Here is a 25,288-nt window from a genome sequence, read left to right as displayed (position 1 = left end):
GCTTGCGTGGGAGTTTGCAGGTTCGGTGGTGTCCGGACCAATGCTGACCTGGCTGGCAGTCGAGTCAGGCGTTGGGTGGCGGACGAGTTCGGCATCACGGTCGGCGGGACAAGCAAGGTGGTCGACCGCATCGAGGAACTGCGCCAGGCCCTGCCCGGCATCAGCCCTCACACTCTGACCAGTCGGCTGCGTCAGTTCGAGACCCACGCCATCGTCATTCGCACGACATACGCGGAGATCCCGCCGCGCGTCGAGTACCGCCTCACCCCCCTCGGCGAGGGGCTGCGCGACGTTCTCGAAGCCATGGCGACCTGGGCCGATTCGGTGCCCACCCCGGAGGCTGCCCCCTCGGTCATGGCCGAGGGGGCAGGTGAGCAACGGTGAGAGGGTCGGCCTCTCTTATGGCCGGATAGCGGATTCGCCGGCAAGGACATCAACAGTGGCCGGCGCCCGGAGTGCTCGGTGATCAGGAAGTCGGCCACCCAGCCGGCCCACCGACGATGGGTGGCGCGGAGATGGCTGACGGTGGCGAAGCGGTAGCCGCGGGCAGTGAGGGTGCGCAGGATCTCGGGGACGGGTGGCTCGAGACCGAACTGTGGCAACACTCAACCCGACTGCGGGAGGAGCACGGCTGCCGGTCACCTGGTTCTTGGCCATGCGGTTTCTCGTCCAGCATCCTGGCCCCCCGTCTGGTCGAACGAGGCTCCGCGATCGTCGAACTGACCCTTGACGGAGAGGACTTGGTCAGGAGAGCGGGTCAGGTCTTCGACGCGGAGTTGCAGACACAGGTCGCTACGGCCGCCTCCTAGCAGTCCTTGGCCCAGTTTGCCGCGACACTGAGCACGTTGCGGGCTGCCCATTCCCGAAGCAGGCAGCAGGCGTCCTGACCTGGACGCTTGACCTGTTGCGCACCGTCCGAAGCAGGCGACGGGGGAAGACCGCGACGACTCCGCTGTCAGGTGACCGGCGTCAAGGGGGGCTGCCTGAGACTGCTGAAGAACCGCAGGAAGGGAGGCAAGCGGGACGTCGTCACGCAGGAGGCCGCCGAGTACGCCGACTACCTGGTCGTACCGAAGGTGGACGCCCTCCAGGCCGCGGTCGCCGAAGTGTCCCCGGCCGCCGTGCTGGTCCCCTCCTTGCCGAGGGCGAGGAGATCGCCGCCCGTCTGGCGCTGCGTCTGGGCTCCGGCATCATCACCGACGCCGTTGACCTGGAGGCCGACGACGAGGGCCCGATGGCCACGCAGTCGGTGTTCGCCGCGTCCTTCACCACCAAGTCCCGTGTCTCCAAGGGCACCCCGGTCATCACGGTCAAGCCCAACAGCGCGGCCGTAGAGGCCGCCCCGGCCGCCGGTGCGGTCGAGGCGCTGTCCGTGACCTTCTCCGACCAGGCCACAGGCAGCGTGAGCCAGTGATTGACCGACGTCGGTCAGGCCAAGTGCGGAAGCTGATGACGCAGTTGGGCCTGGCCATCGCCGCCCCCGTCGGTGGGCGCCTGTGGTCGAAGAACCGTCGCAGCACGGGGACTTACTCATCGAGCAGGGCGCAGGTGGTCAGGTCGGTCACCGGCTCCCACGCGGTGACCTGCCGGTCCGGCGAGCCGGTGTCCGGCGCGGTGCTCTGCGGCGAGGGGCGGCGGCAGGGGCCGCAAGATGACGGTCGTGGTGGCTCCGTGCAGAAGGCCGAGTTGACGGCGCACTTGGGGCGTTTCCCGCACTTGACGGCAGGCCGAAGCGGGCGCTCGCAAGGGGCGACCCGGTGCCATCCAGGCCCGCTACTCCTAGGCAACAAGCTGAAGGGAGTGTGGCGTGCGTCACGTCATCCCATTGGTTACGTTGAGGTGACTGGTTACCGATGGTGAGTATGGAGGTGCAGCAGGACGAACTCACCTAAGGAGAGGGGCCGGCCATGGACGGCTCGCTGGTCGCGGCACCTGTCCACTTCTCGGCCAAGCGTGACGGCGTGGAGATGGAGATGAACGGCGTCGACCTGCTGCGGATCGAGGGCGAGCGCGTCGCGGAGGTCTGGCTCTTCTCGGCGGGCCAACAGGGCGAGGACGACTCTCGGGGCAATACCTGAGGGCGGGTCCGCCGAAATCTGACCGCCGTCTTTGACCCACCCCGAGTCGCGCGCGTCGCGCCTCGCATCCGCTGTAACAGTCTGTCGTACTGCCTCTATGTTGGGGGCGTAAGGAGCAAGTGGCTATGACCAGCAAGAACATCGACATCGCGCGTGAGTACTTCCAGGCCGTACAGAAGGGTGACCTGGCCAAGGTGGGCGAGCTTCTGGACGAGGAAGTCGTCTGGCATCAGCCGGGTGCCAACCGGTTCTCCGGTGAGCACAAGGGGCGCGGTGCCGTCTTCGCGATGCTCGGCGGGATGATGGAGGCCAGTCAAGGCTCCTTCGCCATCGACACGATCCACGCTCTCATGGGCAACGGCGACACAGTGGCCGCCTCCATCCACTTCGCTGGTCGGCGCGAGGACGCGTCCATGAGCATGGACGGCGTGGATGTTCTGCGCATCAAGGACGGCAAGATCGTCGAGATGTGGCTCTTCTCCGGCGACCAGGCGGCCGAGGACGCCTTCTGGGGGGAGTAGGCCGCCCGCATCCTGGCCAGGCGAAAGTCGTCCGGCAAGCCCGGGCGCGCGGGCCGTGGCGGCCGTCTCGGCGCCGACGCATTCGCTGCCGACGATCAGGATCCGCCCTGTTTGAACAGGTCGACGAGCTGCGAGATCAACACGCGGGTGTCCTCCTGGGCGATGCCGCGCAGGCCGCGCCCGAACACACGTACCGCAACGGGTTCAGGACGCCGCACCGTCGGGTCCACCTTCACGACGTTTCGCCCACCATTACCTCTTGCAGCCAGTCACGGTCGCTGGCGGGCGTCGTAGCTCTCGCGTGCCGCGAGTACCTCGGTGAAGTGTTCCTCGGCCCAGCGGCCCAGTGCCTGAAGGGGGACATACAAAGTGCGCCCCAGTGCGGTCAACTCGTACTCGACCCGGGGCGGGACCTCGGCGTACACGTGCCGGGTGACGATTCCGTCGCGTTCCAGGTCCCGGAGCGTCTCGGTGAGGACCTTGGCGCTGATGCCGTCGACGCCGGTGCGCAGGTCGCGGAAGCGCAGGGGGCCTGCGCTGAGCGCGATGACCACCATGGCCGTCCACTTGTTGGCGATGCGGGCGAGCGAGGTGCGGGACGGGCAAGTCGCCGTCATGACATCGAAGGCCGGAAACTCTGGCACGTCACACGTCCTGACTGGTTGTGTTGAGGCGACTGTTACCGGTGGTAATTATAGGACCCGGCAGGCAGCATTTTTAAGCGAGGACGTCGTCTGGCACCAGCCCGATGCCCACCCCTTCTCCGGTAGCCATAGCGACGGGGTGATCTGGAGCGACTCGTGAGGTGGAGGCCCTCAACGATCCGGAGTCCGGGGGCGCTGGCGGGCGCCGCCGCGCTCACGCTCCTCGGTGGCGCGGCCCCCACCTGGGCCGCCGTGCCCGCCGGACACCACCAGGGCCACTCCTCGACGGCCACGCCCATCAAGCACGTCGTCGTCCTCCACGACGAGAACGTCTCCTTCGACCACTACTTCGCGACCTACCCGAAGGCCGCCAACACCGACGGCACGAAGTTCACGGCGTCGAAGAAGACCCCGAGGAACATCGACACCCTCGCGCACGCCGGGCTGCTGACGAAGAACCCGAACCAGTACGCGCCCAAGCGCCTCACCCCGTCCCAGGCCAGGGTGATGGACTACTACGACGGCAACACCGTCACCGGCCTGTGGAACTACGCCCAGCAGTACTCCCTCAACGGCCGCTCCTTCAGCTCGGTCTACGGCCCCTCCACACCCGGCGCCCTGAACCTGATCTCCGGCCAGACGCACGGCGTCATCTCCGTCGACCCGTCCACCGGCACCGAGAACCCCGAGCAGACCTCCACCCCTGACGCCTACACGGTCAAGTCCCCGGACGCCAAGGGCGTCGGCACCGTCATCAACGACCCCGACCCCGCCTACGACGACTGCGCCGGCAAAGACCACACCAGCACCAACGCGCTCGCGGCGATGCAGGGCAAGAACATCGGTGACCTGCTCAACGCCGAGAAGGTGAGCTGGGGCTGGTTCCAGGGCGGCTTCCGTCCCTCCACCGCGTGGAACGGCGACAGCGGCTCGTACGCCAAGTGCGACACCACGCACACCAACATCGGCGGCGCCTCCGTGGTCGACTACAGCCCGCACCACAACCCCTTCGCGTACTACAAGTCGACGGCCAACCCGCACCACCTGCCGCCGAAGAGCGTGAACGAGATCGGCCACAACGGCCAGGCCAACCACAACTACGACCTGACCGACTTCGACGCAGCGCTGAAGGCGGGCAAGCTGCCGCGCGCTGGCGCGCAACACGGCGGACTAGTCTGCCGGTCACACGGCCGGTGTGCGCGCCGAACCGCACGGCCATCTCCTGGTCACCAGGGGGATGGTGACCAGGACCATGAAGAACAGCGTGCCGTGGTGAACCGGGATCCTGCTGAGCGTTCAGTTCTGCGGCTGCATCGATGCCGATGGGGCGGCTCCCTTGCCCGGGCCCCCTCCTTTGCCCCGGCCGAAGAGACCGCCCCAGGAGCCCGCACCGGTCGCCGTGGGGGAGGGTGCGGGGGACGGTGAGGTGCATCCGCCGGGGATGTCACTGCACGGTGTGATGGACGGTGTGGCGCCGGGTGCCGACGGGGTGGAGGCGGGGGAGGGGGCGGTGCTCGGGGACGCCGACGTGCCGGGAGAGGGTGCGCCGTTCTCGTTCGTGCCCTTGCCGAGGTACGGTGCGGCGGGGAAGGAGAGGACCGGCCGGCCCTGGAGGGCTGCGGTCATGTAGCCCAGCCAGACCTGGGTGGGCATGTCGGCGCCGAAGACCTTGCTGTAGCCGCCGACCCCGGCCATCGACTGCAGGCCCGAGTTCTTCGGGTTCTCCTTGAACAGGGCCACCGCTGTGGACAGTTGCGGGGTGTAGCCGATGAACCAGGCGGACTTGTAGTCGTCGGTGGTTCCGGTCTTGCCGGCGGCGGGCCGTCCGAGGGCGAGGGCGTTGGTGCCCGTGCCGTGTTGGACGACGTCCTGGAGGACGTCGGTGACGGTGTCGGCGGTCGAGGCGGGCATGGCCCGGGTGCCTGCCGGTGGCCGGAAGCCGGGCAGGGGCTGACCTGCCTGCACGACCTTCGTGACGGAATACGGCTCGTGATGGACGCCTTGGTCGGCGAACGTCCCGTAGGCATCCGCCATGCGGATGGCCGAAGGGGTGGAGGTGCCGATGTAGAAGCCGGCGGTGTCGTACTGCAGGGTGTTGCGCAGCAGACCGGCCTGCAGCGCCTCGTTCTCCACGTTGCCGTACCCGACGTACTCTCCGAGCTGGACGTAGGGGGTGTTGACCGACTGCTCCATGGCCTTGCGAAGGGTGATGTATCCCCACTTGGTGGGGGTGTCGTTCTGCTGGTGCAGTAGTCCCGTGGGGTCGCTGCCGTCCGGGAGGTCGTTGCCCTCCTGGTTCTTGATCGTGATGCCGTCGTCGCCGTCGAACTTGCTCTCCGGCGTGATCGGGGAGGGTGACTGGCCCGGGGAGAGTACCGCGCCGTGGTCCAAGGCGGCTGCGAGGTCGAAGGGCTTGAACGTGGAGCCGACCGGTACGCCGGACGTGTTGGCGTTGTCGGTGTAGTGGCCCTTGTTCCAGCCGTCCCCGCCGTACAGAGCGACGATCGCGCCCGTGGTCGGGTCGACGGATGCGGCACCGACCTGGACGTTCCGGTCGGCCGCCCGGTGGGCCGGGTCCAGGTGCTGCTTGCCCATCTTGGCCACCGAGGCACTCAACTCCGCCACCTTGTCCTTGTCGAAGGTGGTGTAGATCTGGTAGCCGCCCTGGTTCAGCCCCTGGTCGGTGACCGACGAATGCTGCTCGACGTACTGCTCGGCGGTCTGGACCAGGTAGCCGACCTGCCCGCCCATGGAGCCTCGTCCGTGCATCGGCTGGGGCGTCGGGAAACCGGCGCGCAGGTAACGGTCCTTCTGCGCCGCGCTGATCTTGCCGATGGCCGCCATCCGCCCCAGCACGTACTTCCAGCGGGCCACGGCCGGTGCCCGCTGCTCCGGGTCGTCGGCGTTCATCATCACGCTCGGGGCGTTCACGGTGGCCGCCAGGAACGCGCCCTGGCTGACGGTCAGTTTCCGCACGGGAATGCCGTAGTAAGCCTCGGACGCCGCCTCGATGCCGTACGCGCCCCGGCCGTAGTAGCAGGTATTGAGGTAGCCCTGCAGGATCTGCTGCTTGCTGAGCTTCCTGCCGATCTTCAAGGAGATCATGATCTCGTCGAGCTTGCGCGAGAGTGTCTGGCTCTGGGTGAGGTACGTGTTCTTCACGAACTGCTGGGTGATGGTCGACCCGGACTGCACCTCACCGCCCTCCGCCATGTGGTAAACCGCCCGCAGGATCCCCTGCGGGTCGACACCCGGGTCGGTGTAGAACGAGGCGTTCTCGGCCGCGAGGAAATCCCACTGGACGGACGCGGGTACCTCGGAGAGCGTCACGTTCTGCCGGTCGACCTGGCCGACTTCCGCCATCTGTGAGCCGTCCGACCAGTAGAAGGTGTTCGCCTGCGTCTGCGTGTCCGGATTGACGCTGGGAATCGACACGGTCGCGTACGCGTAGGCCGCCGCGCCGACCAGGCCGGCGCACAGCGTCACGAACAGGCCGAGCAGCTGCTTCCAGGACGGCAACCAGCGCCGCACGCCGCGTCTGCCCGCGCGTGGATAGTTGATGAGCCTCTTCTTCTGGGCGGGCCGCCGCTGTGAGGCGGGAGTGGCCCGGCCTGGGGTACCTCCGGCCCCTCTGCGAGCCGACCGCCGGTTCGCCGCCTGGGCAGCCCTGCGGATCTCCGCACGTGTCATACGGGGCTGCGGTCCGCTGCGGTCATCGCTCATTCTTGGTGGCCTTCAGGTGGGACGTCAGGTGAGATGCGGAAGCCAGTCCTCGTCCGCACCGGCCACGCACGGGCGGACAGGACTGTGCGGCCGTGCCGTCCACAGCGGAGGGCTGAGTGGCGCACCGGCGGTCGAAGGTGACGCGTCCGTCCGTGGAGCTTGAGCGTAGGCGGCCGAATGCACGGATCAGGCGATTTTGGCCTGTCGTTGACCGGCCCATCGGGTGGATATTCCGATGTGCTGACTCGTCGAATACTCCGGTGTGCGAGGCTTCGGTCCGCCGGGCCACCGTCAGAGAATTCAGGTGTGGCTGAAGGCGCTAATCGTTCAAGGGCAGGATTCGCCGTCCATGACCGACAACCCATCCACAGGAATTACCAAGGCTCTTGACGAGGCTCCGCTCATCAGTCATCTCATGTGGGCAGGACCGGAGCTTGTCGGGGCTGAGTACGGCCCAGATGTGATGGATTCGGTTGCCTGTGACGTCGAATGCCATCACCGAGACCGTGACGCCGTCCAGTTGAGCCACCAGACCCGGCTGACCGTTCACGTCCTTGGCCTCCCATGAGTGCTTGAAGGCTCTGACGATGTCGGCGCGCTGGGTTCCCGAGGCCGCGTCGGGCTGTGACGCGCGGATGCGCCGACGGGCCGAAGAGGCCAGCTGGCGGCAGGCCGCCGGGGTCCGGCCGACGATCTCGGCCACTTCGGCGAAGGGGTAACGGAAGACGTCGTGCAGGATGAACGCCACGCGCTCGGCCGGGGTCATCGCCTCGAGCACGACGAGGAAGGCCATGTTGACCGACTCGTCGGGGGTGACTCGGTCGGCCGGGTCGACGGTGCCGGCGCCCGGCCGCCCGCTGATCCGCTCCGTACGGTCGGGCAGCGGCACCGGGATCCATTCGCCCACGTAGCGCCCGCGCCTGGCCCGCGCCGAGCCGAGCAGGTCGAGGCAGATACGGCTGGCGACGGTCGTCAGCCACGCGCCGGGGGAGTTAAGGGTTTCCTGCTGCTGTGGGGACAGGGCATGCCCCCCAGCTACACTGACCCCGTCCAGTTCCAGTCGGGCAACCCCTACGGCACCTCCTGCACAGCCGCCGACGGTCCACCCGGTGAGGTGGCCCTGCAGGCAGCCCGCTACCAGGACCGGCGCGTCGTCGACACCGCAGCCTTCCTCAAGGTCGGCCGCGCCGCCTGATCCAGCACGGACAGACCCTGACCCCGACGAGGTGCTCCAGCATGCCGATGAAGATCGACTCGGTGATCGCACGCCAGCGCGTTGACGACCTGGAAGCGGCCATCCCTTTCTATGAACGGCTGACCGGCCAGCCGGCCGGCCGCTTCGACTTCGCCGGTGTGCAACTGGCGAGTGTCGGGCCCTTCCTTCTGTTCTGTGGCCCGGACGAGGCAGTGCAGAGGGTCGCCGGAGTGAATGCCACGCTGGCGGTCGCGGACATGGCCGCTGCCGTCGAGGAAGCGGTTGCAGCCGGTGCCGCCGTGGTGATGCCGGTGCAACCCACCCCCAACGGCCACCGAGCGGTGCTGCGGCACCCTCACGGGGGCGTATACGAATACGTCGGGCCCTGAGCGGTCGCAGTCGGACTCTCTCCAGACGAGCCACACCCACCTCATTTGGCCTGGTCGCCAACCTGTCGCTCGTGCCCCTTCGCGGCCTCAGGGAGTGGCCGCAGTCGGCACGGTGATCGGGAGGTGCTGGCTGGGATTGTCTTCGTGGCCACCGCGGGCTGCACTTGGCAGCAGGTGCCGTCCGCGTTGTTCAGGCCGTCGGGTGCGACGGCTCATCGGCGCATTTCCGAGTGGACAAAGGCGAGGGTGGGCCAAGCTCCACCGCTTGGTCCTCGATGGCTCACCCTGCCCCGCGGCAGCCGTCTGGCACTACGGCTGAACGGCAAGCCGTAGTGCCGTGACCGGAAACGATCACGGAGGGGTATGACGGCCGGGCCGCCGCAGCGGTGGTCTCACGCAGGCCAACTCAAGGTCGCGCCCTTGCCTGTCAGTTTCCCGCGCTAGGGTCGCCCGCATGGCCGAGCCCGCCTTTCTGACCGCTGTGCGTGAGTCGTACGACACGGTCGCCGCCGACTATGTTGAACGCGTCCCGCCTCCAGCCGAGATGGACCCGCTGTCACGCGCGATGCTGGCAGGGTTCGCCGAACTCGTGCGGATGGCCGCTCTGGGGCCGGTAGCGGACCTGGGATGCGGCCCCGGCCGCGTGACGGCGCACCTGGCCGGGCTGGGGGTGTCCGCCTTCGGCGTCGATCTGTCACCGAAGATGATCGGGCTGGCCCGGCACGCCTATCCGGACCTGAGGTTCACCGAGGGCTCGATGACCTCACTGGAGATGGGGGACGACGAGCTCGGAGGCATCCTGGCCTGGTACTCCACCCACCACACGCCCCCGCAGTGGCTGCCGGCGGTGTTCGCCGAGTTCCGCCGCACGCTCGCGCCCGGCGGCTACCTGCTCTGGGGAGACTATGTCGGCGATGAACGGCTGCAGCCCACCCAGGGCTATGGCCGTCCTGTGTCCTACGAGTCGTACCTTCTGCCGCTGGACCGCATGATCGGCCTGCTGGGGCAGGCAGGACTCGCCATCGCCGCGAGACTCGAGCAGGAGCCCGGGGGACGGGTGAACAGACCGCACGCCTGCCTGCTGGCCCGCAAGCCCGAAAGGCCGTGACGGAGCTTGTTCGCGGCGCTGGGCGACCAGGACGTCGGGGTGGCTGGCGCCCGGTTGCACGACCCGGCTCACAGGAGTGCACGCCGTCGTGCTGACGGCGGTCGGGTCGGCCACCGGCCGCTACACGCTGACGGGAAACGACACCGACTACGAGACGGCGCTCGCGCGGCTGAGGCTTCCCGTCCTCGCGGTCGGCGTGGAGAACGACAGTCTGGCGCCGCCGGGCGCGACGGACCATCTGCTGCAGAAGATCCCGGCGGCCCCTGTGAGCCGGTGGCGCTACACCGAGGACCTTGCCCACGGGGGCCCGGTTGGGCCACTTCCGTTGGGTCCGGCACAGCGACGCCATGAGCGCGTACATCGCGGACTGGATCTCCGGCACACTCACCACTCGGCGGTACGGTGCCGCACAGCCCGGGCCCGACTGTGTAACCGGCACGGCCTGAGGCAGCACTCCCCGGACCATGGCCGAGGCCTCAGCGCTGGAGTTGCGAAGGCAACCGCACCCAGCGGCGTGGGGCGCGGCGATCCGCGACATCCTGGCCGTCGTGGATCCTCAGCCCGGCCGCGGCACAGGCGTAGGCGAGTGTGTCGGCGTCGTGCGGGAAGGCGGACCGGCGCTGCCAGAAGCGGAAGTGCCAGTGCGTGGCCGGGTCGGGCCCGTCCGGCCCGAGGCCTATCTCCTCGTGCTCGACGACTTCGCCGTCGCGGGCCAGGGTGCCGAAGGTCCCTCCCTTGGGGTTGAAGTAGATTCCGTAGGCGGCGGTGCCCGCCGATATCGCCCGCAGTAGGGCGTCGTCGCTCGGCATATAGCCCTCCTGTGTGATCGCGCAGCCGCCGGGAGCCCCGGGCACGCTCGTTACGCCCACATAGCGGAGGGACTCGTCGTAGTCCATCGGATCGAAGGGCGCGTGCTCGGAGTCTGCTTTCGGGCACTGCGCGGGGTCCGCGCCGAGCCGCTGGATCACCTCGTCCTCGCTCAGGCCCGGCACGAAGCAGATGCCGAGTCCTTCGGTCCACAGCTCCTGCTCGCCGAAGGCCGCGATGAGCGCGTCCGCCTCTGCAAACGCCGCGGCTTCCTCGGCGGGCAGCTCCACCGCCCCCGGCAGATCCGCGACGAGTGGCGCGAGCGACGTGGTCAGCAGCAGCCGGCCCGGGGACCAGGGCCCGCTCTGCGGCGTCCACACATCGGCCCCGGCGTCGATCAGCGCTTGGACGCTGCCCTCGTCTACGCTGCAGGCGGCGTACCACAGCGGTGTGTGTCCGTCGTCGTCGCGTGCGTCGACCTCCGCGTGATGCGACAACAGCGCGGCGACCGCCTCCGCTGCCCCTTGTTCCGCCGTCAAATGCAGCGGAGTCGTGCCACGCCATCCGACGCGGGCGTCGGGCGGTGTCGCTGCGTCCAGCCGAGCACGGATCAGGGCCGCATCCCCCCAGTCCTGGTAACCCAGTTGCTGCCAGTCGGCCCGCGGCACATAGCGCTTGCGGGCTTCCTCCTGGCGGCGCAGCATCTCGCGCTGGTGCCGAGTCAGGGGCGGCGCCAGGAAGGCAGGCGGTCCGCTCACCTCCACGTACCCGAAGGTGCCCGGCTGCTCCGACGGATCCGGCGGGTCGAGCGCCGGCCAGACCTCGAGCGCCCGTGCCGACGCGGCATGGAGGGCCGCCACGTCGACCGAGGTGCGGGTCTCGGCAATCCCCTCGTCCGGCCACTCCACCACCAGCTGAGCCTCTCCGGCGGGTGGGAGCTCTGCCAGATACAGGTCGACGTCGGTCTTGAAGAGGGACCGGCGGGAATGGTGCAAGCCGGGATCCAGCGGGATCAGCCCGACTGCTTGCGGTGTCGACGCCACGGTCACCTGTCCCTGCGGACCGGTGAACTCCACCCTCCGGTCTGTCGTGCCGTCCAGCGAGGTCACCCGGCGGCCGTCGGAGAACAGCAGCCCCACCCGCAACCCGGACTGCCGTCCCGCAGCCGCGCTGTGCTGGCGGGTCCTACGGAAGACCGCCAGATGCAGGGTGGCTGCCTGCGGCCATACGGACCACCCCGTAAGCAGCACCTTCGTGTGCGGACCGGCGCCGAGCACCTCAAGCTGCGACAGCAGCGCAGGAGCGAACCAGTCAACCGGCGGCGCGTACCGCCCGGCGTCCTCTTCCGGCGGGCCCAGCCGGACCAACGCCGTCCGCTCGGGGGCCGGTTCCTCCGGTAACACCAGATCGTCGAAGAATCCCATGCACCGATCGTGGCAGAGGGGTCTGACAACGGCAGAGCGACGATGCCCCTTGCTCGCCCGGACGATCGACGAACCCACCGCCGCCTGAGCCGATCACCCACGTGGGTCGGGCGGAGGCCCGGGGCCTGTGGTAGATCAACACGCGCTTCTGACGAGCCCGGCCAGAAACGCTCCTCAGGAATTCGGGGTGGTGACCGCAGGAGGAGGGGCACTGGTGGGGTGCTGGCAGGCCGCGCAGAGTTCGTGACGGCCGTCGGGGGTGACGACAGTGCCCCAGCCATTGCATCTCTCGCAGCCCCGGGCCGAGGCGACGTCCGGACGGGGGGCCGGGATCTCAGAGTGAGGACGGGGGATGTCAGCCATGAGGTGGAACCTCCCACCATGGGCGGCGAGCGATGGGCGCACTCCCACACTGCCAGCCCTTATGTCCCATATGGGTGCTATTGCGGGTCAGGGTTGAGTCAAGGATGACCCAACGGGCAGCGCCGCCCAGCGGTCCGTGCGGATGCCCCGGAAGCCCGGACCCGAGCCGGTCAGGTCCGAGTCGTCCCCGAGGTCAGCGGCTGTCCCCTCCAGCGGGCGGGGTCGGGGCGGTTTCGTGTACGACGACGTAGACCGCGTGCACGGTGAGGATGCGCTCGATCTCGTCGATGATCGGGGCGAAGAACTGCTGGCGGTGGTCCGCGTCCGTCATCGAGGTAACCGCGAAATACATGCTGCCGAAGCCGGCGAGGAGTGTGGCGTTGCGCAACATCGCGACCGGGAGCACGGGCAATAGGGCCGACGTCTCGGGTTTCTCGCCGATCCACTGTTCCGCCGTCTCGGGCGTGACCACGAGCAGGCCGAGGGTGATGAAGAAGGTGAACAGGGCCAGGCCGACCACCGCCGCCTGTACGAGCTGCCGGCTGGCCAGCATCAGCAGCAGGTTGCGCTCCTGCCGTGCGGTCAGCGGCAACGCGGGCAGCTGACCGTCGGGCGTCAGGCGTTGCACCGGCATACCGTCCAAGGGCGTGCCCTGGCATGCCGCCGACAGTGTGGGCAAGCTCAGATCCCGTTCGACGCGGCCGATCTCGTCGCGCAGCCGGGCGGCGGCCGCGAGCACGGTGATCACGCCGAACAGGACGACGACCAGCAGGACCCGCCACCACTCCAGATGGTTCATGGCCTGCCACAACTCGCCCGTGAAGAAGAGGAAAAGCGTGACGAAGAGCAGCGCGGGCAGCGCGCGGCCCAGCAGGTGCACGCTGTTGCGCAGGTCGAAGACCGAGTGCCGGACCGCCCGGCGCAGCAGGGTGCCGAAGCCGTACGTCGTGCCCAGAAGCGTGGCCATGAAGACGGTGGCGAAGAAGATCACGAACCCCAGCAGCCCGACCACGCGGCCTCCCGGCGGAGTGACCGTTCCGTCGACGGCGAGCTGGAGGAGAGGCACCGCGACCGGCATCGCGGCGTAGGCGACGAGGACCGCGACAGCGCTGGTGCGCGAGAAGCGGGGGAGTCGGCGGACGAAGGCGGTCACGACGCCCCATACGGCCAGTGTTGTCACGGCCACGCCGCCGAGGAGGATCCACGCCTGTGAACCCGCGGATCTGAGCGGGACGAGCCAGGCCAGGCCGGCCAGCGCCGCGAAGACGAGGGACGGCAGCATTCGCGGTAGTACGTGATCGACGAAGCCGTACCCCTCGATCATGGTGGGCGTCCCCTGCCGGACGAACCAGTGCTCGCTCCGGCGGACGACCGCTTGAGACGCTGTGAACGGCATGGCCGGTCGTCCCCCTGATCGCTGCGTGACGGACCCTCTGAGCAGCAGAGCGACCGCACTCTACGTCAAGACGCGTGGCCGGGGAGAGGGGCATCGGCTCCGGTGAAGCCGAGTGACGCCGGAGCGTGACCTGCTCCGGGTGGTGGGCGGAGTCCGCCTTGCCAAGGGAGAGGCCATGCCCCGGGAGCAAGAAGGCCACGGAGACCGCCCCCAGTCCCAGGATCGCCGCGCCCACCAGGCTGGTGTGAGCCACTGCTCATCGCCGCCCCGCACCGGTGGACGGCGCTCGCGCTCAAGCGTGTGCCGCCGCGGATGCCGACCGTCGCCATCGACGTCGAGCGCCCCCAGCGGCTCGCACCGGTCCTCGGGCTGGCGCAGGCTCCGGGCGCCAGGACAGTGACCGAGCACCTGCTCGCTCTCGGTCATGAAAGGGTCTGGCACCTTGCCGGGCCGGCCGACTGGGATTCCTCACACCTGCGCGAGCGAGGCTGGCGGGAAGCCCACACCGGCGCCGGGCGCACGCCGCCACGGGTGATGAGGGGCGACTGGACCGCTCGCTCCGGCTATGAACTCGGCCGACGGCTCGCCGTGCGACCGGAGGTGACCGCCGTCTTCGCCGCCAACGACCAGATGGCCATCGGTGCCCTGCGCGCCCTGCGCGAGGCTGGCCGCGACGTGCCCCGTGACGTCAGCCTCGTCGGGTACGACGACGTACCCGAGTCCGCCTACCTCTGGCCGCCGCTGACCACGGTCCGCCAGGACTTCGGGGCGGCGGGCAGCCGATCCCTCGACCTGCTGGTGTCCCAGATGCGAGGAGCACCGCGCAATCCGGAAGTCACCCTCATCGGCACTGAACTCGTCGTCCGGGAAAGCTCCGCGCCACCGCCACCGCCACCGCCACCGCCACCGCCACGGCCAGGCACCGGTTGAGTGGCGGAATTCCTTGGTCGGGCCCGCCACAGGGTGCCGTGCAGGACGTCGGCCTCGTCCAACAGCAGCAGCCCGGGGCCGCCGCAGCAGGGCGCGGGCGATGGTGATGCGCTGCCGCTACGAGGCCCCGGCGTCGACCAGCTTCGACACCGGCTCGATTCAGATGGAAGAAGAGGTACGGCAGGAAGGGCGATGAGGTGGACACGGGGATCTCCCCTGACGCCACCCTCGCCCCGGCGAAACACATCCGATGACGCCCGGCCGGTGTGGCTCGATCTGCCCGACCCACCCCGGTGAGGTAACCGTCAGTCAGGTGAGGGCCCGTCAGCCCCGATTCAGCAGTCCGGCTTCCATGACGGCGCGGCCGAAGGGGCCCGCGAGTTCGGCGAGGCGCTCGCAGCCTGCGTCACCAAGGGCGGCGTAGGCGGGAAAGGCCAGGTGGTCGGTGCGGTCCTCGATGTGCCGGCGCAGGAGTACGCCTTCCGGGCTGAGGGAGTCGCCGTCCAGGAGGCCTCGCTCGCGCAGGTGTTCCTGGGTGCCGGCCCATTGCTCCTCGGGCCATGCACGGCTCGCCTTGAGGAAGTCGACGGGGACCTCACCGGTCGCGGCGTGCAGTATCAGCGCCTCCAGGCCTCCGACACCCTCGTTCAGCAGGCATGCGACATGGCCGTCTCCACGGAACTCCCGGAGCAGCGTCTGAGCATGCCACAGTCGCAGCACCGGCTCTTGTGGCCACGGCAGTGCGGCGTGTGCCGCGAACAGCGGGCGGCCCTGCGGGTGTTCGCAGGCCGCCTCGGCAGCCCGGCGCGTCAGCGCCAGCACCTCTTCCAGGCCGGGCAACTCGTGGATTCCCGCCCGTCGCAGGGCTTCGCCCGCCGCGGCGTACCGCGCGTCCAGCACCTGCTGCGGCGTCGTCACGTCCCAGGCCCCGTCGACCGCCCGCCGTACGAGATCGGGGTTGAAGTTGTAGAAGGTCGAGATGACCAACTCGGCGGATGCCGGGCCGAACGCGGCGCTCCTGGAGGTGAAGTACCCGGCGCGACCGCTCAGGCCGAGGTCCGCGTACCGTCGCCTTGCCTCGGGAACGAAGTAGATCATGCCGTGGACGGGCTCGAGACGGCGCCAGGCTACGCGGGCAGACTGCATCGGGTCACCTCTTCGGAGAGTCGACGGGCGGGACAATCGCTCCAGCTCTTCGTACCGACCAGTCGGTACCCTCCCGGCAAGGTCGAGAAGTGTCAAGAGCGCGCATGCGCCACGCGTTTCAGCCGGGTGGTGCCGACAGGTGGATGAGGATGCCGCACACCTCGTCCACGACCTCCAGGGCTTCCGTCTCGTCCCCGCAGTCGCCCAGCTCGCGTGCCGCCCCGCCGATCACGGTGGTGAGCACTCTCACCCGGACCCGGCCGGCCCGTCGCTTCTCGTCCACCTTCAGGAGCCGGGCGTTGCGCCGTACCCACGCGCGGTCCCACTGGCGGCGCAGCGCGTCGAAGCCCGTGGGGCCGTCGTCCTCCACGAGGAGCCTGCCGAACCGCCGGTTGTCCCAGGCGCCCTCCAGGTAAGCCCTGGCTCCCGCCACGAAAAGGGCGATGGGGTCGTCCACGCCACGGCCTCGCTCGGCGGCCAGCGTGGCCGCGGTCCGGCGCTCCTGTGCCTCCCGGAACTCCTCCCACAGAGTGAGGTAGAGCCCCCGCTTTCCGCCGTAGTGCTGGAAGAGGCTGCCCACCGGGATCCCCGAGCGCGCCGCGATCTCGGCGAGCCCGGCGTCGGCGTAACCGCGCTCGGTGAACACCTCCAGGGCGGCGTCCAGGAGCGCACTGCGGACCGTTCGGTCCTGCCTGGTGGGTGTCTCTTCGGTCCCCGCGGACTCCACGATGCCGCTCACTGGTGATCCCCGCCTTCCCCGGCCCCGTCGCGGATGGCGAGGGCGACCAGCAGTTCCAGGAGGTCGGCGATCCGGCGCGGATTGCGCCCCGTGCGTTCCTCGATCCGGCGCAACCGGTAGTGCGCCGTGTTGTGGTGTATCCGCAGCCGGTCGGCGGCCAGCCGCAGGTTGAGGTCGGCCTCCGCGAAGGCCCGTACGGTGGCCGCCAGCGTGTCGCCACGTCTGCGGTCCTCCTCCAGCAGCGCACGCACGCGGGGATCGACCAGCTGGCGGGCGAGGTCGTCGGCGCGCAGCGCCAGGTAGTCGAAGGGGGACAGGCGCGGCAGTGCCGCCACCCCGCCCCCGCTCGGCACCAGGTCCAGGGCGGCCCGCGCCTCGTCGTAGGCGCGCGGCAGTTCGCCGGCTCCCTCGGCGACCGTGCTGATGCCCATGGAGAGCATGGTCCCCTCTCGTGCGAGCCGCCGCTGCACCGCCTCGAAGTGGGTGCAGATGTCCTCCGCGTCCATGCCGGTGCGGACCACCGGCACGGCCACCACCTCGCCGTGGCGCACGACGACCAGGGTCCGGCCGGCCCAGGGCCCGGCGATGCCGATGGATGCGCTGGTCGCGTAGCCGTGCTCGGCCGAGGTCACGTCACCGGTGCGGGTGTCGCCGACGCACACCGCCACGACCGCCATCATCGGCGAGTGCGGCCCGATGCCGTACGCCTGCGCCGCGGCGAGCAGCGGACCGCGCGCCGGTGCCGCGCCGGCCAGGAGCTGGTCCAGGAGGTCCCGGCGCTCGCGGTCCGCGTCGGCGACCACGTGCTGCTGGTACTCGACATAGGCCTGCGCGGCATGGGTGCTGGCGAAGTCGACGTACCGCATCAGCGGTGTGACGAGGGACAGCGCGGCCTGCTGCGCCTCGGCGGACGTGCCCGCGCAGTCCAGCAGCACGTCCCACAGCACCTGCCGGCCGACCCGGAAGGCACTGATCCAGTCCTCGAGGGCGAACCCCGCGCGTGCTCTGCGCATGGCCGCCGCGCGGCTGAAGACCAGGTCCTCGGGGGAGATGTCCCGGTCGCCGGCCAGCGCCGCCAGTTGCATCCGGTAGTGGGTGAGGACCTGGTCCCGTACATCGTCGAAGAACCGCTCGTCCTGCAGCGCGTACGACGGGATCTCCGTGCGCATCACCGCGACGGCGGAACTCGCCACGTCCTCGAGCCGGTCCTGGACGGCGTGCAGGATCCGGTGCCGCTCCCGGCTGAGCGGGTCGGAGGGTGCGGGGGCGCCCAGGGCGGGGCCGCGTGACATGGCGCCGATCGTCGCCGCCCTCCTCGTGTCCCGTCAACAGGCTCGGCGGGCGACATGCCGCGGGAGCTGGGCGCGGCGCACAAGTCGGTGGCCACGAAGTTGGGTGCTCGTACCCAATGTGCGCTCGGAAGGCCCCCACCTACTGTGACGCTCGCCCACCCCCCAGCACCTCGGAAGGGGCGTCACTCATGCTCGCGGTCGACGGTATCAGCGTGCGCTTCGGCGGGATCACGGCACTGGACGGTGTCGCGTTCACCGTCGAGCCGGGCACCGCCGTGGGGCTCATCGGACCGAACGGAGCCGGCAAGACCACCTTGTTCAACTGCCTCACCAGGCGCTGCACCCCCGATGCGGGGACGGTGCGGTTCGAGGACGAGGACCTGCTCGCCCTCCCGCCGCACTCCGTGGCCGGGCGCGGCATCGCCCGCACCTTCCAGAACCTGGGACTGTTCCCGCTGCTCACGGTCCGGGAGAACGTCATGGTCGGCGCCCACAGCCGGGGGCGCACCGGACACCTCGCCGCGGCGCTCCGGCTGCCCCGCGTTCGGCGGGAAGAGAGGGAACTACGTGAGCAGGCGGACGACCTGCTACGGCGCCTCGGCCTGGCGGATGTCGCCGACCACCCCGCCTCCGGGCTGCCGTTCGGCACGCTCAAGCGCGTCGAACTCGCCCGGGCGCTCGCGGTACGGCCCCGGCTGCTGTTGCTCGACGAACCCGTCAACGGGCTCAGCCACGGCGAGGTCGACCAATTCGCGGATCTGGTCCGGTCGGTGCGTGAGGACTTCGACCTGACGCTCGTGGTGGTCGAACACCACATGGGGTTCGTGATGGGCCTGTGCGACAAGGTCGTGTGTCTCGACTTCGGGCGCAAGATCGCCGAGGGCTCGCCGGAGGAGATCCAGCGCGACCCGGCGGTCATCGAGGCGTACCTGGGGGTGGCGGCATGACGGAACCCACCACCGACAGCCCCGAGGCCGGACAGGCGCATACGGAGCCGGACTTCCTGAAGGTGGCCGGCCTGCATGCCGGATACGGCCAGGCCCGCGTGCTCCAGGGGCTCGACTTCTCCGTCGCCCGCGGCGAGGTGTGCGCGATCCTCGGACCCAACGGCGCGGGCAAGACGACAACCCTGCGGGCCCTGTGCGGCATGGTCCGCGGACGCGGCTCGGTGACGCTGGACGGCACGGAGCTGCTGGGCCGCTCGCCCGAGCAGGCCGCCCGGCTCGGCGTGGCGCACGTACCCGAGGGCCGGGGCACCTTCAACGACCTGACCGTCGAGGAGAACCTGCGCATCGGCGCCCACGTGCGCACCGGTCGATGGAAGCGGGACCGCGCCGAGCGCGCGGCCGTCGCGGCCGACGTGGAGCGCATCTACGGCTACTTCCCCAAGCTGCGTCAGCGGTCCCGCCAGGCCGCCGGCAGTCTCAGCGGCGGCGAGCAGCAGATGCTCGCGATCGGCAGGGCGCTGATGCTGCGGCCCTCGCTGCTGCTCCTGGACGAGCCGTCGCTGGGGCTCGCGCCGCTGGTCACGCGGGAACTGTTCGAGATCGTCCGTGCCGTCAACGAGGAGGAACACACCACCGTGGTCGTCGTCGAACAGAACGCCCAGCTCGCGCTGGATGTCGCGCACCGGGCGCACGTACTGGAGGCCGGCCGCCTGGTGCTGTCCGGGCCGTCCCGGGAGATCCGCGAGGACGGGCAGGTCGCCGAGGTGTACCTCGGTGTCTCCGTCCGCTCCGGAAAGGACGGGGGAGCGCCGTGACCGAACTGCTCCAGCAAGTGGTGGAAGGGGTCGGCTCCGGCGCGGTCTATGCCAGCCTGGCACTGGCCCTGGTGCTGATCCACCGGTTCACCGGGATCGTGAACTTCGCGCAGGGCGAGCTCGCCATGATCTCCACGTACGTGGCGTGGCAGCTCGTGGCGTCCGGGATGTCGTTCTGGCTCGCGCTGCCGGTCACCCTGGCGGTGTCCTTCGCCGGCGGCATGCTGGTCGAGCGGATCGTCATCCGTCCCGTGCGGAACGCGCCCGAGCTGACGATGGTCATCGTCACGGTGGGCCTGTTCATCTTCGTCAACGCGATGGCCGGTCTTATCTGGTCGTTCACCGTAAAGGACTTCCCGCAGCCGTTCCCGGACGGCGGGATCGACCTGGCCGGGGTGCGCGTGGACTGGTCGACGCTCGGGATCATCGCGGTCGTCGCCGCCGTGATGGGGCTGCTGTACCTGCTGTTCCAGCACACCTCCAGCGGCCTGGTGATGCGGGCGGTCGCCTGCAACCCCGCCTCCGCCCGGCTGTCGGGCATCAGGGTGGGCCGCGTGCTGATGCTCGGCTGGGGGCTGGCCGCGACGGTCGGCTCCGTGTCCGGCGTGCTGGTCGCGCCGCTGCTGTTCCTCGAGCCCAACATGATGGGCGGGGTGCTGATCTACGCGTTCGCCGCGGCCACGCTCGGAGGCTTCGACAGCCCGGTCGGCGCGGTCGTCGGCGGTCTGTGCGTGGGCGTCGCCGAGACGCTGGCCGGAGCGTACGTGGACGTGGTCGGTGCCGATCTGAAGGTGGGCGTCCCTCTGGTGATCATCCTGGCGGTGCTGCTGGTGCGGCCCCAGGGCCTGTTCGGACGGGCGGCGGTGGAACGCGCATGAGCACGATCGCCGCGCCACTCTTCACCGACCGCGCCAGGCGTCTGCGGGCCGCGCTCACCGCGCTGCTCGTGGCGGCCGTCGCCGTGTGCGCACCGTTCTACTTCGCCCCCTTCCAGGTCTTCCAGCTGACCATGGTGCTGCTGTACGCCGTGGCGCTGGCCGGACTGAACCTGCTCGTCGGATTCGGCGGGCAGATCTCGCTCGGGCACGGCGCGTTCTTCGCCGCGGGGGCCTACACGGCGGCGGTCATGCTCGACCGGTACGACACCGGCCACCTGGCCACGCTGCCGGTCGCGGCCGCCGGATGCTTCCTGCTGGGCCTCGGTTTCGGGGTGCCCGCCCTGCGGCTGCGCGGGCTGTACCTGGCCCTGGTCACCCTTGCCTTCGCGGTGTTCCTGCCGCCGTTGCTCAAGCGGCTCGAACCTGTCACGGGCGGCTCGATGGGCCTGACCGTCGACAAGATGCAGCCGCCCGTGTGGAGCGGGCTGGCCGAGGACCAGTGGACGTACTTCGTCGTCCTCGCCGTCACCGCGGTGGCCCTGCTGCTCGCCCGCAACCTGCTGCGGTCCCGCGTCGGCCGGGCACTGCTCGCCGTACGGGACAACGAGAGCGCCGCGGAGGTCATGGGCGTACGGCTGTCGCTGCACAAGACGCTCGCCTTCGCGTGGAGCGCGCTGTTCGCGGGTGTCTCCGGGTGCGTCTACACCTGGGTGATCGGCTTCGTCTCACCCGACTCGTTCAGCTTCGTCCTGTCCATCACGTTGCTGGCCGGCCTGGTGGTCGGAGGGCTCGCCTCGCTGTACGGACCGCTGCTGGGGGCGGCCTTCGTGATGTACGTGCCGAGCGTCGCCCAGGACATCAGCGAGGCGGCGCCCGGTGTGGTGTTCGGCCTGCTGATCATCGCGGTGATGTTCGTGGCGCCGACGGGACTGGCCGGTCTGGCGGGCCGTGTCCGGGGCACGGTCGCCCGTCGGCTCACCCGCACCACCCCCGCCGCCGACGACGACCGGACGTCCGACTCCGAACCCTCTCCGCCTCCTACCCCGGCGGATCCCTCCCCTGCCGATGCCGAACCCGTGGGCGCACCGCCCCGCACGGAAAAGGAATGAATCACATGCGCAAGACGACCACTGTGCGGGCGGCCGCGGCCGCGTCCGCCGCCCTGTTCCTCGCCACCGCCTGCACCAGCCAGCGCGGGCAGGACGACAAGGACGCCGCCGCCGACGGCGCGTGCCGGGGCCAGCAGACCACCGGCATCACCGACAAGAGCATCAAGCTGGGCGGCATCTACCCGCTGTCGGGGCCGGCCTCCGCGTACGGCACGATCAGCAAGGGCATCAGCGCCTACTTCAAGCACGTCAACGACAAGGGCGGCATCGACGGCCGCACGGTCGAGTTCATCGTCCGCGACGACGGCTACCAGCCGCCCAAGGCGGTCGAGGAGGCCCGCAGACTCGTCGAGCAGGAGAAGGTCTTCGCCGTCTTCCAGACCCTGGGCACCCCGTCCACGGCCGCCGTGTGGGACTACCTCGGCAAGCGGAAGGTGCCGCAGCCTTTCGTCGCCACCGGCGCCTCCGTCTGGGGGACGGACGACAAGCACCCTTGGACCACCGGCTGGCAGCCCAACTACATCGCCGAGGCACGCGTGTACGCCAAATACCTCAAGGAGGAGAAGCCGAAGGCCGAGGTCGCCGTCCTCTACCAGAACGACGACTTCGGCAAGGACCTGCTCGGCGGATTCAAGAAGGCCGTCGCCGGCAGCGGCATCAAGGTGGTCGCCGAGGAGAGCTACGAGGTCACCGACCCCTCCGTCTCGGCGCAGATGACGAGCCTCGCCCGGTCCAGGGCGGATGTCCTGCTCGACGTCACCACGCCCAAGTTCGGCAGCCAGGCCCTCGCCGCCGATGCCAAGAACACCAAGTGGAACCCACTGCACATCGTCAACAACGTGTCCTCGTCCGCCAGCGTGCTGAAGCCGGTCGGGTTCAAGAACGTCCAGGGCGTGGTCTCGGCGACCTACTTCAAGGACCCCGCCGACCCGCAGTGGGCGGACGACGCGGAGATGAAGACGTACCGGGAAGCGCTGCGCGAGCACGCGCCCGGCTCCGACCCGGCCAACCAGTTCAACGCTTACGGCTGGGCCGCCGCCTCCAGCCTGCACAAGGCCCTGGACGCGATGAAGTGCCCGACCAGGGAGGGGCTGCGGGACGCGGTGCGCAACCTGAAGGGCGTCGAGGTGGACATGCTGCTCCCCGGTGTCACACTCTCCACCGGGCCCGATGACGCCTTCCCGATCGAGACGATGCAGCTGATGCGGTTCAAGGGGGAGCGGTGGCAGCTGTTCGGCAAGCCGGTGGACACCCGCAAGGAGTTCGGCCCGCTGGCGAAGTGAGCGGGTTTCCATAGGCTGACAAGGTCAGCAGGAGACATCGGCGACCGAGCACACGGTGGTGTCCAGCGGTGGAGAAGCCGATGACGGAGTTCAGCGAAGGCCACGACGACCCGTTCGCCCCGCACCTCGCCGCCCTGGTGGTGCTCGACGACCGGGGCGTAGTGGTCGCATGGAGCCGGCGGGCTCAGGAGCTGCTCGGCCATCCGGACACAGCCGTGATCGGCCGTCCGGCGTTCGAAATCCTCGTCGATCCTGTTGATCTGCCGGCGGTCACCGAGGCCGCGGCGAAGTGCAGGAGAGCCGGGGGCTGGTTCGGTGTGCTCACACTGCGCCACCGCGACGGGCGGCTCGTGGAGCTGGGCATCAGGGTCCATGAGCTGTCACGCGATGGCGGGGGCCGTGAGTGGTTTCTCGCGGGGGCACCCGCGGGTGACGTCCTCGAATGGCAGAGGGACCGGGCGGTTCTCGACGGGCTGTACCGCCAGTGCCCGATCGGCCTGGTCATCCACGGCCCCGACCAGAGGATCCTCCGGGTCAACCGGGCCATCGAACGGTTCAGCGGCGTCCCGGCGGCGGACTTCCGGGGGCTGTCCACCGGCCGGCTGCTCCTCGCCGACGACGCGCGCAAGGCCGTGGACCGTGTGCGCCAGGTGATGCAGACCGGAAGACCCCTGGTCTATTCCGAGCAGTTCGTCCGCCTGGAGCAGGATCCGGCACGAGAGCGGGTCGCGCTGGTCTCGTCCTTCCGGATGGAGGACCCCTCCGGCCGCGTCCTGGGTGTGGCCGAGATGATCGAGGACATCACCGAACGCCACCGGGCCCAGCGGCGGCTCGCGCTCCTCGACCAGGTGGGCAGCCGCATCGGAACCACGCTCGACGTGGCCGAGACCGCCCGGGAACTGGCCGAAGTGATGGTGCCTCACCTCGCCGACCACGCGTCGGTGGACCTGCTTCAGGCGGTGACGCGCGGGGAGGAGCCGACGCGCGCCGCGGCAGGGCCTGTGGTCCGGCTGGGGACCTGCAGCGTCGGGGCCCAGCAACCCGGCCCGCCCCACCCCGAGGGCGAGCCCGTGGAGTTCGGGCCCGGCACACCCCAGGCCGGATGCCTGGCCCAGGGACGGCCCGTCCTGGAGCCGGTTCTTCCGCCCGACTGGGTCTCGGCGGCAGGCCGTCAGGGGGCGCAGGCTCCGGATCTGGGCGCCCACTCCCTGATCGTGGTACCTCTCGCCGCCCGTGGCCTGGTGCTCGGCGTGATGACCCTGTGGCGCTCGCGCCGCCCCGATGCCTTCGAGACGGACGACCTCACCCTCGCTCAGGAACTCGCCTCGCGGGCCGCCGTCGCCATCGACAACGCCCGGCGCTTCACCCAGCAGCAGCAGACCGCGTTCGCACTGCAGAGCAGCCTTCTGCCCCGGGCGGTGCCGGACCAGTCGGCCGTCGAGGTGGCCCTGCGGTACCTGCCGGCCGGCGCGGGCCCGGGGCTGGGCGGCGACTGGTTCGACGTCATTCCCCTGTCCGGGGCCCGGGTCGCCCTCGTCGTCGGCGACGTGGTGGGACGCGGCATCCATGCCGCCGCCACCATGGGCCGGCTGCGCACCGCCGTCCATACGCTCGCCAGCCTCGACCTGGAACCGGACGAGGTCCTCTCCCGCCTGGACGACCTGGTCAACCTGCTGGCGGCCGAACAGGAGGCAGTCGGCGAGCGGCCCCTGGGGGAGCAGGTCGTCGGTGCCACGTGCCTGTACGCCGTGTACGACCCGGTGTCCGGACGCTGCTCCATGGCCCGCGCCGGTCATCCACCGCCGGCGGTGACCGCACCGGACGGGCAGGTGGCTCTGCTCGAGATGCCCGCCGGCCCACCGCTCGGCCTGGGCGGCCTGCCGTTCGAGGCCCGGGACATCGAACTGGCCGAGGGAAGCCTGCTCAGCCTGTACACCAACGGAATCATCGGCCAGCGCCACATGGATGCCGACGTGGGCCTGACGAAGCTGTGTGCGGCGCTCGCCCGCCCGGCGGGCGCGCTGGAGCGCACCTGCCAATCGGTGGTCGACGCGCTCGTGCCCTCGCGCCCCAGCGACGACGTCGTCCTGCTGATCGCTCGCACCCGCGTGCTGCCACCGGACAGTGTCGCCTCCTGGCGTCTGCCGCCGGAGCCCGCCAGCGCCGGCCGGGCCCGGGCGCTGGCCTCGGCCAAGCTGACCGAGTGGGGTCTGGAGCACTTGGCGTTCACCACCGAGTTGATCGCCAGCGAACTGGTCACCAACGTCTACCGCTACGCCGGCGGCCCCGCGACCCTACGGCTGATCCGTGAGCAGTGTCTGGTGTGCGAGGTCAGCGACACCAGCCACACCTCACCCCACCTGCGCCGTGCCCGTACGACCGACGAGGGCGGGCGCGGCCTGTTCCTGGTGGCCCAGATGACCGAACGCTGGGGCACCCGCTACACCCGGGACGGCAAGACCGTGTGGACCGAACAACCACTCACCGGCACGCCCGTCTGA

General features: G+C 69.9%; 21 protein-coding genes and 3 pseudogenes. 15 read left to right on the top strand and 9 right to left on the bottom strand.

The features are described 5' to 3' along the window. Positions 1–75 precede the first annotated feature (75 nt). The 4 genes and pseudogenes from ACIBL4_RS01220 to ACIBL4_RS01205 all read left to right on the top strand — a co-directional run bounded on the left by ACIBL4_RS01220 (position 76) and on the right by ACIBL4_RS01205 (position 2,599). A complete protein-coding gene (locus tag ACIBL4_RS01220; RefSeq protein ID WP_399405237.1) occupies positions 76–384 on the top strand; it encodes a winged helix-turn-helix transcriptional regulator in 309 nt (102 codons plus the stop codon). 647 nt (positions 385–1,031) lie between these two features. Further along, positions 1,032–1,402 (top strand): annotated as a pseudogene (locus tag ACIBL4_RS01215) (electron transfer flavoprotein subunit alpha/FixB family protein); the annotation flags it as partial. 505 nt (positions 1,403–1,907) lie between these two features. Further along, complete coding sequence (locus ACIBL4_RS01210) at positions 1,908–2,078, top strand: hypothetical protein (protein WP_399405235.1); 171 nt, start codon at positions 1,908–1,910, stop codon at positions 2,076–2,078. Between the two features lie 125 nt (positions 2,079–2,203). Further along, positions 2,204–2,599 (top strand): nuclear transport factor 2 family protein, encoded by a 396-nt coding sequence (locus tag ACIBL4_RS01205; protein WP_351418753.1) that lies wholly within the window; start codon positions 2,204–2,206, stop codon positions 2,597–2,599. A 95-nt stretch (positions 2,600–2,694) separates the two neighbouring features. Here ACIBL4_RS01205 and ACIBL4_RS01200 read toward each other — a convergent pair whose 3' ends face one another. Together ACIBL4_RS01200 and ACIBL4_RS01195 are read right to left on the bottom strand one after the other, a co-directional pair. After that, positions 2,695–2,835: a hypothetical protein gene (locus ACIBL4_RS01200; protein WP_399405233.1), complete on the bottom strand. Its 141-nt coding sequence runs from the start codon at positions 2,833–2,835 to the stop codon at positions 2,695–2,697. Between the two features lie 33 nt (positions 2,836–2,868). Beyond that, complete coding sequence (locus ACIBL4_RS01195) at positions 2,869–3,243, bottom strand: winged helix-turn-helix transcriptional regulator (RefSeq protein ID WP_399405231.1); 375 nt, start codon at positions 3,241–3,243, stop codon at positions 2,869–2,871. Positions 3,244–3,420: 177 nt separating this feature from the next. Here ACIBL4_RS01195 and ACIBL4_RS01190 point away from each other — a divergent pair. Next, positions 3,421–4,389 (top strand): annotated as a pseudogene (locus tag ACIBL4_RS01190) (alkaline phosphatase family protein); the annotation flags it as partial. 150 nt (positions 4,390–4,539) lie between these two features. Here the strand turns inward: ACIBL4_RS01190 and ACIBL4_RS01185 are convergent. Beyond that, entirely contained in the window at positions 4,540–6,774 is a 2,235-nt protein-coding gene (locus ACIBL4_RS01185) for a transglycosylase domain-containing protein (protein WP_399405229.1), read from the bottom strand. A gap of 511 nt (positions 6,775–7,285) precedes the next feature. Next, positions 7,286–8,233 carry a sigma factor-like helix-turn-helix DNA-binding protein gene (locus ACIBL4_RS01180; protein WP_399405227.1) on the bottom strand — a complete coding sequence of 316 codons (948 nt, stop codon included), beginning with the start codon at positions 8,231–8,233 and terminating at the stop codon, positions 7,286–7,288. On the opposite strand from ACIBL4_RS01180, the gene ACIBL4_RS01175 reads away from it, so the two are divergent. The 3 genes and pseudogenes from ACIBL4_RS01175 to ACIBL4_RS01165 all read left to right on the top strand — a co-directional run bounded on the left by ACIBL4_RS01175 (position 8,203) and on the right by ACIBL4_RS01165 (position 9,658). Further along, positions 8,203–8,550: a VOC family protein gene (locus ACIBL4_RS01175; RefSeq protein WP_399405225.1), complete on the top strand. Its 348-nt coding sequence runs from the start codon at positions 8,203–8,205 to the stop codon at positions 8,548–8,550. The two genes, ACIBL4_RS01180 and ACIBL4_RS01175, sit on opposite strands and share 31 nt — an antisense overlap. Before the next feature lie 96 nt (positions 8,551–8,646). After that, positions 8,647–8,827, top strand: a pseudogene (locus ACIBL4_RS01170) (transposase); the annotation flags it as partial. A 177-nt stretch (positions 8,828–9,004) separates the two neighbouring features. Then, the gene (locus ACIBL4_RS01165) at positions 9,005–9,658 is read left to right on the top strand and encodes a class I SAM-dependent methyltransferase (RefSeq protein ID WP_399405223.1); all 654 of its coding nucleotides are present in this window, start codon (positions 9,005–9,007) and stop codon (positions 9,656–9,658) included. Between the two features lie 476 nt (positions 9,659–10,134). Here ACIBL4_RS01165 and ACIBL4_RS01160 read toward each other — a convergent pair whose 3' ends face one another. Together ACIBL4_RS01160 and ACIBL4_RS01155 are read right to left on the bottom strand one after the other, a co-directional pair. Next, complete coding sequence (locus tag ACIBL4_RS01160; protein WP_399405221.1) at positions 10,135–11,889, bottom strand: ankyrin repeat domain-containing protein; 1,755 nt, start codon at positions 11,887–11,889, stop codon at positions 10,135–10,137. Between the two features lie 556 nt (positions 11,890–12,445). After that, positions 12,446–13,648, bottom strand: a complete 1,203-nt coding sequence (locus tag ACIBL4_RS01155) for a hypothetical protein (protein WP_399405219.1) — start codon at positions 13,646–13,648, stop codon at positions 12,446–12,448. A 312-nt stretch (positions 13,649–13,960) separates the two neighbouring features. Here ACIBL4_RS01155 and ACIBL4_RS01150 point away from each other — a divergent pair, with 312 nt between their 5' ends. Continuing rightward, positions 13,961–14,578, top strand: coding sequence for a substrate-binding domain-containing protein (locus tag ACIBL4_RS01150; RefSeq protein ID WP_399405217.1), 618 nt, complete (start codon positions 13,961–13,963; stop codon positions 14,576–14,578). Positions 14,579–14,902: 324 nt separating this feature from the next. On the opposite strand, the gene ACIBL4_RS01145 is transcribed toward ACIBL4_RS01150, so the two are convergent. The 3 genes from ACIBL4_RS01145 to ACIBL4_RS01135 all read right to left on the bottom strand — a co-directional run bounded on the left by ACIBL4_RS01145 (position 14,903) and on the right by ACIBL4_RS01135 (position 17,755). Next, positions 14,903–15,724: a hypothetical protein gene (locus ACIBL4_RS01145; protein WP_399405215.1), complete on the bottom strand. Its 822-nt coding sequence runs from the start codon at positions 15,722–15,724 to the stop codon at positions 14,903–14,905. Between the two features lie 118 nt (positions 15,725–15,842). Then, on the bottom strand, positions 15,843–16,463 hold the full coding sequence (locus ACIBL4_RS01140; protein ID WP_399405213.1) for a TetR/AcrR family transcriptional regulator: 621 nt from the start codon (positions 16,461–16,463) through the stop codon (positions 15,843–15,845). After that, a complete protein-coding gene (locus ACIBL4_RS01135) occupies positions 16,460–17,755 on the bottom strand; it encodes a PucR family transcriptional regulator (RefSeq protein ID WP_399405211.1) in 1,296 nt (431 codons plus the stop codon). Before ACIBL4_RS01135 ends, ACIBL4_RS01140 begins: the two co-directional genes overlap by 4 nt. A 188-nt stretch (positions 17,756–17,943) precedes the next feature. Between ACIBL4_RS01135 and ACIBL4_RS01130 the strand changes: the two genes are divergently transcribed. The 6 genes from ACIBL4_RS01130 to ACIBL4_RS01105 all read left to right on the top strand — a co-directional run bounded on the left by ACIBL4_RS01130 (position 17,944) and on the right by ACIBL4_RS01105 (position 25,288). Beyond that, the gene (locus tag ACIBL4_RS01130; RefSeq protein ID WP_399405209.1) at positions 17,944–18,702 is read left to right on the top strand and encodes an ABC transporter ATP-binding protein; all 759 of its coding nucleotides are present in this window, start codon (positions 17,944–17,946) and stop codon (positions 18,700–18,702) included. Further along, positions 18,699–19,517, top strand: coding sequence for an ABC transporter ATP-binding protein (locus tag ACIBL4_RS01125; protein ID WP_399405207.1), 819 nt, complete (start codon positions 18,699–18,701; stop codon positions 19,515–19,517). The genes ACIBL4_RS01130 and ACIBL4_RS01125 overlap by 4 nt, the downstream gene beginning before the upstream one ends. Next, positions 19,514–20,395, top strand: coding sequence for a branched-chain amino acid ABC transporter permease (locus ACIBL4_RS01120; RefSeq protein ID WP_399405205.1), 882 nt, complete (start codon positions 19,514–19,516; stop codon positions 20,393–20,395). Before ACIBL4_RS01125 ends, ACIBL4_RS01120 begins: the two co-directional genes overlap by 4 nt. Then, positions 20,392–21,504, top strand: coding sequence for a branched-chain amino acid ABC transporter permease (locus ACIBL4_RS01115; protein WP_399405203.1), 1,113 nt, complete (start codon positions 20,392–20,394; stop codon positions 21,502–21,504). Before ACIBL4_RS01120 ends, ACIBL4_RS01115 begins: the two co-directional genes overlap by 4 nt. A 5-nt stretch (positions 21,505–21,509) precedes the next feature. Continuing rightward, positions 21,510–22,787, top strand: coding sequence for an ABC transporter substrate-binding protein (locus tag ACIBL4_RS01110; protein WP_399405201.1), 1,278 nt, complete (start codon positions 21,510–21,512; stop codon positions 22,785–22,787). Positions 22,788–22,867: 80 nt separating this feature from the next. Then, positions 22,868–25,288 (top strand): SpoIIE family protein phosphatase, encoded by a 2,421-nt coding sequence (locus ACIBL4_RS01105; protein WP_399405199.1) that lies wholly within the window; start codon positions 22,868–22,870, stop codon positions 25,286–25,288.

Source organism: Streptomyces sp. NPDC050416, from assembly GCF_044458845.1.
Classification (GTDB): Bacteria; Actinomycetota; Actinomycetes; order Streptomycetales; family Streptomycetaceae; genus Streptomyces.
The sequence above is the reverse complement of the archived record's forward strand: the minus strand, read 5'-3'. Positions and strand labels throughout refer to the sequence as shown.

Bases quoted from the DNA above. Each gene is read 5' to 3' on its own strand.
- ACIBL4_RS01210 (WP_399405235.1), top strand. From the start codon at position 1,908: ATGGACGGCTCGCTGGTCGCGGCACCTGTCCACTTCTCGGCCAAGCGT.
- ACIBL4_RS01205 (WP_351418753.1), top strand. From the start codon at position 2,204: ATGACCAGCAAGAACATCGACATCGCGCGTGAGTACTTCCAGGCCGTA.
- ACIBL4_RS01175 (WP_399405225.1), top strand. From the start codon at position 8,203: ATGCCGATGAAGATCGACTCGGTGATCGCACGCCAGCGCGTTGACGAC.
- ACIBL4_RS01165 (WP_399405223.1), top strand. From the start codon at position 9,005: ATGGCCGAGCCCGCCTTTCTGACCGCTGTGCGTGAGTCGTACGACACG.
- ACIBL4_RS01160 (WP_399405221.1), bottom strand. From the start codon at position 11,889: ATGGGATTCTTCGACGATCTGGTGTTACCGGAGGAACCGGCCCCCGAG.
- ACIBL4_RS01155 (WP_399405219.1), bottom strand. From the start codon at position 13,648: ATGCCGTTCACAGCGTCTCAAGCGGTCGTCCGCCGGAGCGAGCACTGG.
- ACIBL4_RS01150 (WP_399405217.1), top strand. From the start codon at position 13,961: ATGCCGACCGTCGCCATCGACGTCGAGCGCCCCCAGCGGCTCGCACCG.
- ACIBL4_RS01145 (WP_399405215.1), bottom strand. From the start codon at position 15,724: ATGCAGTCTGCCCGCGTAGCCTGGCGCCGTCTCGAGCCCGTCCACGGC.
- ACIBL4_RS01135 (WP_399405211.1), bottom strand. From the start codon at position 17,755: ATGTCACGCGGCCCCGCCCTGGGCGCCCCCGCACCCTCCGACCCGCTC.
- ACIBL4_RS01130 (WP_399405209.1), top strand. From the start codon at position 17,944: ATGCTCGCGGTCGACGGTATCAGCGTGCGCTTCGGCGGGATCACGGCA.
- ACIBL4_RS01125 (WP_399405207.1), top strand. From the start codon at position 18,699: ATGACGGAACCCACCACCGACAGCCCCGAGGCCGGACAGGCGCATACG.
- ACIBL4_RS01115 (WP_399405203.1), top strand. From the start codon at position 20,392: ATGAGCACGATCGCCGCGCCACTCTTCACCGACCGCGCCAGGCGTCTG.
- ACIBL4_RS01110 (WP_399405201.1), top strand. From the start codon at position 21,510: ATGCGCAAGACGACCACTGTGCGGGCGGCCGCGGCCGCGTCCGCCGCC.
- ACIBL4_RS01105 (WP_399405199.1), top strand. From the start codon at position 22,868: ATGACGGAGTTCAGCGAAGGCCACGACGACCCGTTCGCCCCGCACCTC.